The sequence below is a fragment of the Acidocella sp. genome (assembly GCF_035535915.1).
GTDB lineage: Bacteria > Pseudomonadota > Alphaproteobacteria > Acetobacterales > Acetobacteraceae > Acidocella.
Window position 1 is genome coordinate 1 of record NZ_DATLPB010000079.1, and the last position, 13,445, is coordinate 13,445.

Sequence of the window (13,445 nt, forward strand, 5' to 3'; positions counted from 1 at the left end):
CCGGGAAATCAGGGGGTGGATCTCCTCCACCCCCCTTCCGCACGCGCCCTCCTACATCAAGGGCATGATCAATCTGCGCGGCAGCGTGCTGGCGATCATCGACCTGGCGGAACGGCTCGGCCTGCCGAGCGTGGCGCCGAATGGCACCTCGGTGGTCGTTGTGATCGAACATGGGGACCGGGTGATCGGCCTGCTGGTCGACGCGGTGTCCGACATCATCACCACCACCGACGAGATGCGCCAGGTGGCACCGGAAACCGGCAGCGCCGCGTCGCGGGAATTCGTCGAAGCGCTGCTGATGCGTGACCAGAAGATTGTCGGCGTGCTGGCGATCGATGCCGTCATGCCGAAGGACACCAGCATCGAAGCCGAACTCGACGCGGCTTAGAAAGAAAGGCTACTTTTTGTGAACAAAAAGTAGCAAAAAAACTTTATTAACTTTGGGCCCGTGCCGGTTTCAACGGCACGGGCCCAGTTTCAAAAAAGTTTTTGCACCGCCTTTTTCAAAAAGCGGCCACTTTCTTTTAAAACACAGACTGCGATCCGCTTTCCGTAAGGCTGGACCTGCCGAGCGTGGCGCCGAACGGTACCTCGCTGGTCGAGGTGATCGAACATCGGCAGCGGGTGGCCGGAACGGCAGCGCCGCGTCGCGTGAATTCGTCGAAGCGTTGCTGATGCATGACCAGAAGATTGTCGGCGTGCTGGCGATCGATGCCGTCATGCCGAAGGACATCAGCATCGAGGCCGAACTCGACGCGGCTTAGAAAGAAAGGCTACTTTTTGTGAACAAAAAGTAGCAAAAAAACTTTGTTAACTCTGGGCCCGTGCGGTTTCACCGCCTCAGGCCCAGCGCAAAACAAAAGTTTTTGCGCCGCTTTTTTCAAAAAGCGGCCACTTTCTTTTAAATAACCGACTGCGATCCGCTCTCCGTGGGGGCGGCGATCTTGCCGCCGAGGTCTTGATATTTTCCAACCAGATTGGAAAGTCGCATGTCAGGGTCAATCAGCCAGACGGCGGCGGCGCCGATCAGCATCAGGACGCACGCCACCAGAAAAGGCAGAGTCCAGCTCCCGGTGATTTGAACGAGAGCCCCGAAGACGATGGGTGATATCACGCCTCCCACATTGGCCCAGGTGTTCATCCACCCCGCCGCGGTCGCGGCATATGTTCCTCCCATATCCATCGCAATCGCCCAAAACACGGAGATCGTCGCATCGAGGAAGAAGAATGAGCAAAAGAACAGCATGATTGTCAGCATCTGCCCATGCGCATAGACCGCCGGCACCAGCAGCAATACCGAGCAAACCATGCCGACCGAGGGAATAACCCGTCGCCACAGCCGCGTGTTGCCGGTGCGGGCGGACAGATAGTCGCAGAGAATGCCGCTGCCCACACTCCCGAAAATGCCGCCGACAAACGGCAGGAACCCGTAAATTCCCACCTTCAACATCGTGAAATGATGGTCTTTGATCAGAAACGTCGGCAACCAGGTGAGGTAAATCGTCAGCGTGTAAAAATAGCAGAAATCGGCAACGCAAAGCGCCCACATGCTGCGGCTGCGTAAGATCGCCAGCCATACGCCCCGCCCTTGTGCGAGCCGGTTGCGCGAGGCGCCGCCGCGCGGCGTACGATAAGCGGCGACCCAGATGAGCCCGATCAGAATCGTTGCGAATCCGAAGATATAAAACGGACCAGGGATGCCGAAGGCGGCAATGGCGGCGACCGAAACCGGTACCGTGAGCGCAGCACCAAGCCGCGTCGTGGCGTGCATCACGCCCTGCGAGACCGTCCGATACCCGGACGGCACCCAGGGCGAGACGCCGCCAGTCGCCGCCGGCATCGAAGCCGCCTCGCCCACGCCGGTCGCGGCGCGCATCCAAGTCAGCGCCGTGAGATTGAAGACGCTGATGCCGCTCAGGACCGTAAACAGCCCGTACCACAGAACCATCAAACCGACGGAGCGACGCGCGCCGTAAACATCGGCGCCCCAGGCCAGCAGCGGCTGCAAAACCGTATAAGTGAGCGCGAACGCGGAGAAGATCCCGCCCATCGCCAGCTTGCTGACATGCATGTCGCTAATCATGTGCGGCGCAACGACCGACATCAACGTCTTGTCGGTATAGTTGCTCATGAAAACCAGCGCGCCCATGGCGACGACGAACCAGCCATACCATGTCGCCCGCCGCGAGGGTGCTAGCGGAGCTCTCTTCACGTCGGGCACTTCATCCATGGCGTTCCTCGCAGAAGCTGCAGCTCCAGCCTGTTAAAGGTTGAGAATTGTCACACGCCCGGCCGCGGGCTCCACGAAAAGCTGATCACCGGTCTCGATCAGGCTCGTCACATCACCCTCGGCGAAGCGGTCAAGCAAAGACAGATCACCGAACGCCGCTCCCTGTGCGACGATCGGATTCACCCGGTTAAACAGCAGCGCCGCGGGGGCGAGGCCCATCGCGACCATCTCCCGCAGCATCCAAGCGGAGGCAACGCCACCCTTCACCTCGCGCAGGACCAGAATCTTTCCGACATAAGATTGGCCATGCAGCTTGTGCGCCGGCCGGGAGAAGATGCCTTTCTCACGGTCAAGGTCGTATCGGGCGCTGAAATTATCGGCGGCGACGAGCGCGGTACCACGCACATCGGGGCCAATGCCACGGTGGCAATTCAGAACAATCGGCATTATACGACCCTCCCCGCCACCGCGCTGTCGACACAGCGTTCCATGCTACCCAACGTTGGCAGATAGCCATAACCGCCAATGATGTTAACCAGTTTGGCGGAGTTGGTCATGAGCCGCTTCCAGCCATTGGCTTCGGCCATCTCCCGCGCATAGCTCTGATAAAAGCAAACACCAGACAGCAAAACGCCCCCGGACTCCTCGATGCGTCGAGTCAGCCCCATACGGTCCGCGGCAAACTTGATCTCGGGCGAAGTTGCGGCGATCAGCGTCGTCGTTGTGGCGACGCGTTTGCCATCAAGTAGGCCCGCCACCTGTTCCAGTTCCAGCAATGACAGTTGCGGCGCTGAAAAGACGACAACATCGAGCTGTTCGCCCAACGCCGCATAGGCGCGGTCAAAAGCGAGGAAAGCATCGTCATCGATCAATTCGGCGTCCGGCACTGCCCGGCCGCCGAATGCCTCAGCCAGCGTTGGAGCTTCCGGGGTAATGCCGGGCATATGGAACATCGCAACCGAGCCGAAACTGGCCAGCGCCGCCCCGAAATGCTTGAGTTGATCTGATCCCGGCTTGACTTCGAGCCCCGAAATCACCGGCACCTCCCAGTAATGTCCGCTCCGCTGCCCGACAATGCCGCCGAGTGCACCCCATTCGCTGAGATCGCGCGGCTGCCGCTTGACCAGGAAATGACGCGTACCCAGCCTGTTCTCCGCCAGATGGTAGCCATAGCGGGGCGTCCGTCCGGTCAACGCTGCGGCGAGCGCCGACGGCCCGCCCTCGAAATTGCTCCGCGCACCGAGCACGGCATTGGAGTAAATGACAACGCCTGTATCACCGAAAGCGAGATGCTCGCCGCGCGAGGGCGGCAGGATCGTTTGATAATTGATGCAGGTATTCGTCATCATCACGCCCAACGCCTCGAAGGCGGCGGTGAGGCGGGCCTCGCGCGTCGCCATGACATCGGTCTGACGCAGACGCTTATAGGCGGCGAAGTCAATGCCGCGCGGATCGGTAATGGTCGGGATACGCACGCGCCGTTGCTCGATCGGCAGCTCGCCCAACGTTTCGAGGAATTCAATACCCGCAATGCCGGTCGCTTCCGGATCACCCATGATATGGGCCTGCCCGACGGGAACCAGATCCACCGCATCGAACATCTCGCCGACAGCCAGCTGGTGCTGTAGGGCCCATTGGCGCGCCCAGCCCTGCTTGCCGGCAAGCATGTCGGACTCTTCGTCGTTCAGCCGCATGCCGTCTTTCCTCCAGTTAATTCGCTGGAAGGATAGACTGAGACCATCGGTACAGAGAAGGGAGCATGCCGGCATAGGCAAAATCTAGTGTCGCATCCTCCGCGACAATCATCCATCCTGTGCGTCGAATACGGCCATCAGCTGTGCAGCGGCCCGCTGCAGGCGGGGCACCTGGTCCTGCGCGTCTGCGAGGGAAAGACGTGCCAGGGGCGCCTGCATGCCGAGGGTCGCGACCAGCCGGTTATCCGCATCGCAGACCGGCACGCCGACGGCGGCGAGATCGGGAAAAAATTCGCCTTCGTTGATTGCGTATCCCTGTGCCGCCACCGTCGCGAGATGCTGTTCGAATATATTCCGCTCGGTGTGGGTACGCGCTGTAAATGGGTTCAGCGGCAGCGCATCGAGCACCGCCTCGCGCTCTGCCCGCGGCAACATGGCCAGGTAGAGCTTGCCTCCCACGGTGCAATGCAACGGAATGGTGCTGCCGACGCGAAACTGTACGGGAAGCGGCCAATTGATTTCGATCCGGTCGAAATACGTGCCCACGCAACGGTCATAGACCACCAGATTACAGGTCGCGCCCACCTCGTCGACGAGCGTGGTGAGCACGGTGTGCCAGAGCGGCCGAATTGAGGAACCACCGAGCAGCCGAAGCGCAATCCCCGCCATTCGCGGGCCAAAGATGACGCTTCCGGAACGCGGATGCCGGCTCAGTACGCCTTCCGCCGTCAAGCTCTTGACGATTCGGTGCGCTTGCGAGCGCGACAGGCCAAGCGCATCACCGATCTGGACGACGGAGGCACCGCGCCGCAGGCTGGACAGATAATCGAGCAGGCACAACAAATTGCCGACCGCCGACTTCCTGGATAGGGGCGTTTCTTCTACCATAGCGCGTGTCATTATAGCTAACACAACTTATTTTTACTATGCCGCAACTGATGATCGTGTTGCGATCATCCGTCAAGTGTGGCCTGGCCTGGCCCGTCCTGGGGGGGGCAAAGGAGCGCTCGTGTGTCGTTTATGTTAATTATGGCTGCCCACCGAATGGCGGGGTCCACTATGCCTCAGCGCTGCGATTCAGGCGCCGCCGGTTCCACTCCTAGCTGTAGAGGTAACGTGAAATGAAATGGTCTGCCGCGCAATATGCCGTGTTTGAGGATGAGCGCACCCGTCCGGTGCGCGACCTGCTCAACGCCGTTCCGGATACGCACGCCCACGCTGTCGTGGATCTGGGCTGCGGTCCGGGTAATTCCACCGAAATCCTGGCCGCGCGTTTTCCCCGCGCCGTGGTGAAGGGCGTGGACAATTCCCCCGACATGATCGCGGCCGCGCGCCGGCGGTTGCCACAGCTCAGCTTCGAAAATGCCGCGATCGAAACATGGGCCGAGCCGGGCCCGTTCGACGCCATTTTGGCGAATGCCGTGCTGCAATGGGTGCCCGACCACATTACGCTCCTGCCGCACCTGATGGAGCGTCTCGCCCCCGGGGGAAGCCTTGCCATCCAGATGCCCGACAATCTGGACGAACCGGCGCATCGGCTGATGCGCAAAGTGGCAACCGAGGGGCCGTGGGCTGGAAGCCTCTCCAGCGCCGCGGCAGCCCGGACAAGCTTGGAAAAAGCGGACTGGTATTACGATCTTCTGAAGCCGCACAGCACCCGCGTGGATGTGTGGCGCACCGTTTATCACCATCCGCTTGCCGGCGGGGTGGATGCGGTGGTGGAGTGGTTTAAAGGCAGCGGCTTAAGACCCTTCCTGGCGGCGCTCGATGCACATGACCAGGCGGCATATCTCCGACGCTATCGGGAAAGTCTCGCGGATGTCTATTCCGCGCACCCCGACGGCACGGTGCTGCTGCCCTTCCCGCGGCTGTTCATCGTTGCGACGCGCTGAAACACGCCCTCAGACGGCCGCCTCAATCTGCAGCGTATCGAGGGTGAAGGAACCGTCCGGCTCAATGCCATAATAGGCCGCCGTCTCGCTGGCGACATTCTGCTGCAGCGACCGGATCGCCACACGATGCGCTTCCGGCGTGCGCATGCGCTCGACCCAGGTCGGATAGTCCATGCGCAGCCGGCGCATCTGCGTGCTCCGCACGCGAAACCCGGCGCCGGCCAACGCGGCCTCCCATTCGGCTGCCCTGTAATCGCGAATATGCGACGGATCACGCAGCAATTCGATCGCCTGCAGATGCGTGTCGAACGCCGCCACGCCCGGGGAAACCACGTCGATGAACATGGCCGTCGAGCCGGGCTTAAGCACCCGCCCCGCCTCCCGCAGCCCCGCCGCGAAATCGCGCCAATGATGGGCGGAGAAGCGGCTGGCCGCGAAATCGAATGACGCGTCGGCAAACGGCAGCCCTTCAACCGGCGCGAGGCATGTCTCGATGTTCGGCAGGCCACGGGCGCGCGCCGTATCGGCCACCGCCGCCAGCATCGCGGCCGACAGGTCAACGGCCGTCACAGCGGCGGCATGACGCGCCAGCCGGTAGGCGACGTGCCCGCCGCCTGATCCGAGGTCGAGCGCCCGCGCCGGAGCCTCGCGGCGGACCACCGCTTCCAGCGCATCGAGGTCCTCGCCGGCGGCGTGCACGGCGCTTTGCACATAGGCCGCAGCGCGCGGCCCGAACTGATCTTGAACAACGGCATCGTGCAAACGGTTCATGAATCACCTCCTCCCGCCAAAAACCACTTTGATTAACCTATTACAATGGATGAGTTTATCCTGTTATAAAAAGACCTATGGACAGCGAGGAACAACGGCGTCTGCTCGGACAATTTGTCCGCGCGCACCGCGAGCGCGTGGTGCCGGACGTACTGACCCGCCGGCGCCGGACGCCCGGATTGCGGCGCGAGGAATTGGCGGCACGTGCCGGCATCGGCGTCACCTGGTGTGCCTGGATCGAACAGGGGCGTGATGTCAGGGCGTCTCCGGAAACACTGGCGAGATTGGCCGTCGCACTCGCACTGACCCCGGCGGAACGCGCCTATTTCTTCGAATTGGCCGGACGCGGCGATCCGGACATACCACAATCGGCCCCGATCGCCGATGCGCCAGACCCGGTGCGGGCGCTGGTTGAGGTCTTGGACCATCCCGCTTATGGGCTCGACAGGTTGTGGAATGCCTGTTGCTGGAACCAGGCCGCGAAACATCTTTTCGATGATTGGCTGGGGCGTGGAGCGCAAAAAAATCTTCTGCGCTATGCGTTCACCGCCCCATCTGCCCGAAGCCTGATTCCCGATTGGGAGGATCGCGTCCGCCGGCTGCTTGCCGAATTTCGGGCCGATTACGGCCGCGCCCTCAACGATAAAGCCATGAGCGAACTGGTCGATCAATTGCACGATGAAAGCGCGCTGTTCGCCCTTGAATGGCGTGTCCAGTCCGTCATGGCGCGCGAGGGCGGCGTGCGGATTTTCCTGCACCCGCAGGACGGGCCGCTCAGTTACGAGCAATATAGTTTCAGCCCGGCCCAACGCCCCGACTATAAGCTCGTGGTACTATTTCCGCGAAACCCGCGTGAGCTTTGACGCACGCCATCCACGGGCTTCGTCGACGTTTTCAAGAATCTCGATCACGAGCGCCCAACTCCCCATAATGCGCGTTTATGGATCGTTCCGCGCTATTTATTCTACTCATGATTGAGAAGTCTCGATCCGGCACGAGAATTTCCGGCGCAGCAAAAATCACAAGCGCCACGCAATGCCACCGTAAAACCCCGCATCTTTTCCAACATTGAACCGCGACGGAGCACCGCGGGAGTTGCCGTGTAACCGATCTATAACATTACGGATGTTGTTATCTATTCTGTCTACATGATAGCCGTAACCGCCATGCAAGATCGCGCCGCCCGGGACCAGGATAAAGGTATAGTTATGAAGTAGGCACTACAACAAATCTGCATGGCATCCCCCATTCCATGCCATCCATCTCAGGCCTCACCCCCTCAAAAACGTTTCAACGCTGATGGCGAATGATCATTTTGCCGTAGCAAACGCTAACAATCCGTCGGAGATTTCATTCGCCATGAGTTACATGTTCGCCGCAGTTTCGGAGAACTCCCGAGACTCCATCAAGGCCGCTCCGGTGAAAGCGTGTGGCCGCAAAAGCAAAATCGCGCATCGACTGTCCGCCAGCATTTTTCCGATGAACGCGGAAACAGAAAACTGCCTGCTGGCGATGGCCGACGAGCGCAGCATGGCGGCCATGATCAAAAACCACCGCAGGATCAAGCAGGGCGCGCTCGCCGTGATCATCGCCATGGCCCTGTTCGAACATGGTCAGGCGCACGCGCAGACGGCCACGACCGTGAGCAGCAACAGCACGACCCCGTTGACGCTCTCATCCGGTGACCAGCTCACCATCGCAACCGGGGTAACGCTGAACGTCAATAACGGCAAGAACACCGTCGCGGTCAGCGGCTCGAACACAATCGTCAACGACGGAACGCTGGAGGAAACAGGCGTCGACGGCAATGCGGGCCGCGCGATCCGCGACAAGACGGATACAGCCCTGAACTTGGTCGTTGAAAATTTCGGCACGATCCTGACAGCGGACGATGACGACATTCAGGCTCAGTTCAGCGACGACAGTGCTGCGATATACAATTACGGCACGATCATTTCCAATAACGCCGAAGAAGGCGGCGCGCAGGCGATCGACCTCAACGCCATCACCACCGGCAGCAACTCTGTCTTCAACGCGAAAGGCGCGTTGCTCGAGGCGTTTGAAGCCGATGCCGTGCGCCCGGGCGTCAATGGCGTGATCGACAATGCCGGCACGATCTTTTCATACAATGCGCCGAACTCCACAGATTCCAGCGACGGCGTCGATGCCCAGACGAACACCGGCGTGCAGATCACCAATGAGCGCACCGGAACCATCGAAGGCGCCCGGCACGGCATCACGGGCGGCAATTCCGATGTCAGCACAGATGGCAGTTTCACGATGAATGTCAGCAATGCCGGAATCATCCAGGGCGATGACGGCTCAGGCATCAATATTGACGGCTTTAACAGCAACGAACTCGTCACCGTCAACAATAGCGGAACGATCATCGGCAACGGCGCGACCCGCGACGGCGATGGTGTTGATGTCGACGGACTCGTCAACCTGACCAACACCGGCACAATCGTGTCCCAGCACGCCGACGACGATACCAGTGAAGGCATTACCGTCGGCGGCGGCACCATCGCCAATTCCGGCACCATCGCCGGTTTCAACACCGCCACCAATGCCGACGGCAGCGCCAATACCGGCCTCGGTCGCGGCATCACACTGGCCGGCCTCGACAAGGATCCGACGACAGGCGCCCCGATCCCGACCGAGGGCATTTTCGCCAACAGCGAAGTCATCAATAGCGGCCTGATCTTTGGCCAGAACGCCGGAGCCATCGCCGTGACGGGGGCGGCGAACGACTTCACCGTCACGATCGTCAACGAGGCGAATGGCACCCTCGAGAGCGGCGGTTCGGAAGCAGTGGTATCCACCGGCGGAAATGATGCGACGATCATCGATTCCGGGACGATCAAAGCCGATGGCACCGGCGATGCGATCAATCTCGGCAGCGGCAACAGCGCGGTCGAAATTCTCGGCGGCAGCGCTTCCGTGATCGGCAATATCGATGGCGGCACGGGAACCAGCACGCTGGCCATCGAGCCGGGCACGGGAAACAGCTTCACCTATGGCGGCGTGCTCTCGAATTTGGCGTCGATGACCATCGGCGCCGGCACCACGGTTTTGAACGGCGATTCTTCCGGCTTCACCGGCGCGACCGATGTTGCCGGCGGCACGCTGGAAGTGGGCGATGCGGCCGATCCCGGCGCCGCCCTGGGCGGCAACGTCATGGTGAACAGCGGCGGCACGCTGCGCGGCCACGGCACCATTGACGGCAACGTGATAAACGCCGGTACGGTCTTCCCCGGCGGGTCGATCGGCACATTGACGATCAACGGCAACTTCACGCAGGAAGCCGGCGGCACCCTGAACATCGAAGTTGGGGCGACCGGCAATGACCAGCTCCACGTCACCGGCACGGCCACGCTCGCCGGCGGCCTCTCAATTCAGCTGGATCCCGGCGCCGTGCTCGGCAGCAAGATCAACTTCCTCTCCGCGGCCGGCGGCGTGAGCGGCAGCTTTTCCTCGTTGTCTTCCAACTCCCCCCTGGTGACGGCGGAACTCCTCGACGACCCGGCCGACCCGGGCAACCTCGTGCTCGAAATCACGGTGCCGACGAACAGCCCAGCCTTCAGTTCAGGCCGGATTTACGCGGCGAGCAGCTTCGTCACCAATCAGGCGCTGTTCGGCGTCATGAACAATATCCTTGGTGGCAATGCGACTTCGGGCTCACCCAAGCAGGGCGCCTGGATGCAGGGCCTGGGCACTTTCGGGTCCGCGAACGGCTTCAACTTCAATGAAGGCGGCTTCATCGCTGGTGCCGGCGCACAGGCCAACACCAACCGGCACGTGACAATCGGTGCCGCGGTCTCCAGCCTCTGGACTGGGACCAATGGCGCCGGCTCAAGCGTGTCAGGCAATTCAGTGGGTTTCTACGGCTATGGCATCTACGCCACCGGCCGCCTCGAGGCGACGGCGCTGGTCGGCGGCGGCCATATCGGCGACAGCATCTCGCGGTTCCTCGCGGGGGTCGGCACCGGCAAGTCCGCCAGCAACGGCTACTTCACCGATGTCGGCACGCGCGTGCAATATCGCTTCGGCGGTCCGCGGGCGTTTGTCACCCCCTATGCCTCGGGTGAATATCTCCATACCAGCCTCGGCCAGGCCGCCGAGACCGGAGCCGGCGCATTCAACCTGACTTTCGGCACCATGGGCACCGATCTCGGCCAGTTCAGTGCGGGCGTGAAGACCGGATTCGTCATAAACACCCGTTTCGGCACGTTGACGCCCTGGATCGCGGCCGGTGGCCTCGGCACGGTCGGCAACACCAGGGCCGGCGCGATCGAGACGGTCGGCCTGCTCACCGCCAGCGAGACCGCCACGGCCGCTCCGCAGGGCGCCGTCACGGCTGGTGCGGGCGTGGATCTGACCGGCCGCGGCCCGTGGCGCCTTTCCGCCCAGTGGGGCGGGCAGTACGGCAGTGCGACCTCGGCGGAGAATTTCGCACTCGAAGGCCGCTACAGCTTCTAAGCCCGCGCGGAAAAGAGGCAGGATGGCCGGCGGCATGGGAGAAAACCCGTGCCGCCGTTTGCCGCGGCGCGGCAACAGGCTGTAGTCAGGCCCGCATGCAAAGCCTCAGCGCCGCCGTTCCAGACGCGTCCGTCCCCGACCCGCATGAGATGCTCCGCAACGTGTTCGGCCTGCGCGGCTTTCGCGGCCAGCAGGAAGAGATCGTCGCGCATGTGATCGCCGGCCAAGACGCGCTGGTGCTGATGCCGACCGGCGGCGGCAAATCGCTCTGCTACCAGTTGCCCGCGCTCTGCCGGCCGGGGGTCGGCCTCGTCGTCTCGCCATTGATCGCGCTGATGCGCAACCAGGTGGCGGCGTTGCGCCAGCTCGGCCTCAATGCCGCGGCGATGAATTCCAGCCTCACCGGGCCGGAACGGGCCGCGGTGCGGGCGGAGCTGCGCGCCGGGCGGCTGGATCTGCTCTATGTCGCGCCCGAACGGCTGATGATGCCGGATTTTCTCGACATGCTGGATGGCGTGCAGATCGCGCTGATCGCCATCGACGAGGCGCATTGTGTCAGCCAATGGGGGCATGATTTCCGGCCGGAATATCTGCAGCTCGCGCAACTGGGAGAACGCTTCCCCGGCGTGCCGCGCATCGCCTTGACGGCCACCGCGGATCTGCAATCGCGCGAAGACATCCGCCACCGCCTCGGACTCGATAACGCCAAAATGTTCCTGGCCAGTTTCGACCGGCCGAACATCCGCTATTCGATCGTGCAGAAGGCCTCGCCGCAGCGGCAATTGCTGGCGTTTCTGGGCGCGCACAAGGGCGAAAGCGGCATCGTTTACTGCCTCAGCCGGGCGACCGTGGAGGAAACCGCCGCGTCCCTCCAGGCGCACGGCGTCAACGCCCTGCCCTATCATGCCCGCCTGGAGCCGGAGGTGCGCTCGCGCAACCAGGATGCGTTCCTTGCCGAAGACGGGCTGGTGCTGGTGGCGACGGTGGCCTTCGGCATGGGCATCGACAAGCCGGATATCCGCTTCGTCGCGCATCTGGACCTGCCCGGCAGCCTGGAAGCCTTCTACCAGGAAACCGGCCGCGCCGGCCGCGACGGCGCCGCGGCAGAAACCTTGCTGCTCTACGGGCTGCAGGATGTGGTGTTGCGCCGGAACATGATTGACCAGGGCAATTCCCCGGACGAGGTGAAATGGATCGAGCGCAACAAGCTCGATTCCCTGCTCGGCGTGTGCGAGACCGCCGGCTGCCGCCGCCAGGCGATCCTCGCGCATTTCGGCGAAGTGATGCACGCGCCCTGCGGCAATTGCGATACCTGCCTGACGCCGGTGGAAACCTGGGATGCGACCACGGCAGCGCGCAAGGCGATTTCCGCCGTGCTGCGGACCGAACAGCGTTTCGGCACCATGCATCTGATCGATCTGCTGCTCGGCGTGGAAAACGAGAAGATCCTGCGCTTCGGCCATGAAAAGCTCCCCACGTTCGGGGTCGGCAAGGAGCTCGACCGCAAGGGCTGGGGCTCGGTGTTCCGGCAATTGATCGTGCGCGGGGTGCTGGCGGTGGACCATGGCTCTTACGGCGCGTTATTCGCCACCGCGCGCGCCAAGCCGATTTTGCGCGGCGAGGAACCGGTGCATCTGCGCCGCGACCAGGCCGGCCGCTCGGCGCTGAACACGATCAAGAAAAAGGAGCGGATTGCCCTCGGCGCCGAGGCGGAGGGTCTGTACGAGGCCTTGCGCGCGGAACGGACGCGGCTGGCCCGCGAACAGAATGTGCCAGCCTATGTGATTTTCCACGACGCGACGCTGGCGGCCATCGCCACGGCGCGGCCGCAAAGCCTCGCCGCTTTGGGCGATATTCCGGGGATGGGTCGGACCAAGATCGAACGGTACGGCGAGGTCGTTCTGCAGGTAATCCAGGCCCAGGGCTGAAAGCCGGCGCGTCGTTTTTTAAGGCCGGTTTCAACAGAACGCATATTGCGCATGGCACCGAAATGTCATTAACTGCCGACAACAAACAATTGTCGCCATAATTTCGCGGCCATTCGCCTCGCGCTTTTACAATTTATCTCCGCATACACGACCACCCGACATGACCCGGCCGGATGGCGAACTGTCGGTTTCCCAACGCGATGTCAGCAGGTTTAGAAGATGAAACTTCTCCTCACGGGCGGCTGCGGCTTTATCGGTTCGGCGGTGGTCAGGCGGGCTGTGGCGTCGGGCCGGCATGAGATCGTCAATCTCGACAAGATGACGTATGCCGCGTCGGAAGACGCGCTGGCGGCGGCGGGGCAGAGCCAGCGCCATGTGCTGCTCAAGGCGGATATTTGCGACGCGGCGGCGATGCGCGCGGCCTTTGCCGCGCACCAGCCGGATGCGGTGA

General features: G+C 62.3%; 11 protein-coding genes. 6 read left to right on the forward strand and 5 right to left on the reverse strand.

Going from position 1 to position 13,445, the window contains the following annotated elements; genetic code table 11:
• Positions 1-388, forward strand: a 388-nt coding sequence (locus tag VNC39_RS09365) for a chemotaxis protein CheW (RefSeq protein WP_325398482.1), incomplete at its 5' end; no start/stop codon positions are given.
• A gap of 513 nt (positions 389-901) precedes the next feature.
• On the opposite strand, the gene VNC39_RS09370 is transcribed toward VNC39_RS09365, so the two are convergent.
• The 4 genes from VNC39_RS09370 to VNC39_RS09385 form a co-directional block, all read right to left on the reverse strand.
• Positions 902-2,230, reverse strand: coding sequence for an MFS transporter (locus tag VNC39_RS09370; protein ID WP_325398484.1), 1,329 nt, complete (start codon positions 2,228-2,230; stop codon positions 902-904).
• Positions 2,231-2,263: 33 nt separating this feature from the next.
• Positions 2,264-2,677: an aconitase X swivel domain-containing protein gene (locus VNC39_RS09375; protein WP_325398486.1), complete on the reverse strand. Its 414-nt coding sequence runs from the start codon at positions 2,675-2,677 to the stop codon at positions 2,264-2,266.
• A complete protein-coding gene (locus VNC39_RS09380; RefSeq protein WP_325398488.1) occupies positions 2,677-3,924 on the reverse strand; it encodes an aconitase X catalytic domain-containing protein in 1,248 nt (415 codons plus the stop codon). The genes VNC39_RS09375 and VNC39_RS09380 overlap by 1 nt, the downstream gene beginning before the upstream one ends.
• Positions 3,925-4,032: 108 nt before the next feature.
• The gene (locus tag VNC39_RS09385; protein WP_325398490.1) at positions 4,033-4,812 is read right to left on the reverse strand and encodes an IclR family transcriptional regulator; all 780 of its coding nucleotides are present in this window, start codon (positions 4,810-4,812) and stop codon (positions 4,033-4,035) included.
• 233 nt (positions 4,813-5,045) lie between these two features.
• Here VNC39_RS09385 and tam point away from each other — a divergent pair, with 233 nt between their 5' ends.
• Positions 5,046-5,816, forward strand: a complete 771-nt coding sequence (gene tam / locus VNC39_RS09390) for a trans-aconitate 2-methyltransferase (protein WP_325398492.1) — start codon at positions 5,046-5,048, stop codon at positions 5,814-5,816.
• Positions 5,817-5,825: 9 nt separating this feature from the next.
• Here tam and VNC39_RS09395 read toward each other — a convergent pair whose 3' ends face one another.
• Entirely contained in the window at positions 5,826-6,587 is a 762-nt protein-coding gene (locus VNC39_RS09395) for a class I SAM-dependent methyltransferase (protein WP_325398494.1), read from the reverse strand.
• A 77-nt stretch (positions 6,588-6,664) separates the two neighbouring features.
• On the opposite strand from VNC39_RS09395, the gene VNC39_RS09400 reads away from it, so the two are divergent.
• From VNC39_RS09400 to VNC39_RS09415, 4 genes are all read left to right on the forward strand, one after another.
• Complete coding sequence (locus VNC39_RS09400) at positions 6,665-7,450, forward strand: helix-turn-helix domain-containing protein (RefSeq protein ID WP_325398496.1); 786 nt, start codon at positions 6,665-6,667, stop codon at positions 7,448-7,450.
• 616 nt (positions 7,451-8,066) lie between these two features.
• Complete coding sequence (locus VNC39_RS09405) at positions 8,067-11,066, forward strand: autotransporter outer membrane beta-barrel domain-containing protein (RefSeq protein WP_325398497.1); 3,000 nt, start codon at positions 8,067-8,069, stop codon at positions 11,064-11,066.
• A gap of 95 nt (positions 11,067-11,161) precedes the next feature.
• Positions 11,162-12,994 (forward strand): DNA helicase RecQ, encoded by a 1,833-nt coding sequence (gene recQ / locus VNC39_RS09410; protein ID WP_325398499.1) that lies wholly within the window; start codon positions 11,162-11,164, stop codon positions 12,992-12,994.
• A 219-nt stretch (positions 12,995-13,213) separates the two neighbouring features.
• A partial coding sequence (locus VNC39_RS09415; RefSeq protein WP_325398501.1) for an NAD-dependent epimerase/dehydratase family protein occupies positions 13,214-13,445 on the forward strand: 232 nt, incomplete at its 3' end.

What these genes read in the sequence shown, in the direction of transcription:
- VNC39_RS09385 (WP_325398490.1), bottom strand. Translation starts at nt 4,812, where the DNA reads ATGGTAGAAGAAACGCCCCTATCCAGGAAGTCGGCGGTCGGCAATTTG.
- VNC39_RS09400 (WP_325398496.1), top strand. Translation starts at nt 6,665, where the DNA reads ATGGACAGCGAGGAACAACGGCGTCTGCTCGGACAATTTGTCCGCGCG.
- VNC39_RS09405 (WP_325398497.1), top strand. Translation starts at nt 8,067, where the DNA reads ATGAACGCGGAAACAGAAAACTGCCTGCTGGCGATGGCCGACGAGCGC.
- VNC39_RS09395 (WP_325398494.1), bottom strand. Translation starts at nt 6,587, where the DNA reads ATGAACCGTTTGCACGATGCCGTTGTTCAAGATCAGTTCGGGCCGCGC.
- VNC39_RS09380 (WP_325398488.1), bottom strand. Translation starts at nt 3,924, where the DNA reads ATGCGGCTGAACGACGAAGAGTCCGACATGCTTGCCGGCAAGCAGGGC.
- VNC39_RS09370 (WP_325398484.1), bottom strand. Translation starts at nt 2,230, where the DNA reads ATGGATGAAGTGCCCGACGTGAAGAGAGCTCCGCTAGCACCCTCGCGG.
- recQ (WP_325398499.1), top strand. Translation starts at nt 11,162, where the DNA reads ATGCAAAGCCTCAGCGCCGCCGTTCCAGACGCGTCCGTCCCCGACCCG.
- tam (WP_325398492.1), top strand. Translation starts at nt 5,046, where the DNA reads ATGAAATGGTCTGCCGCGCAATATGCCGTGTTTGAGGATGAGCGCACC.
- VNC39_RS09375 (WP_325398486.1), bottom strand. Translation starts at nt 2,677, where the DNA reads ATGCCGATTGTTCTGAATTGCCACCGTGGCATTGGCCCCGATGTGCGT.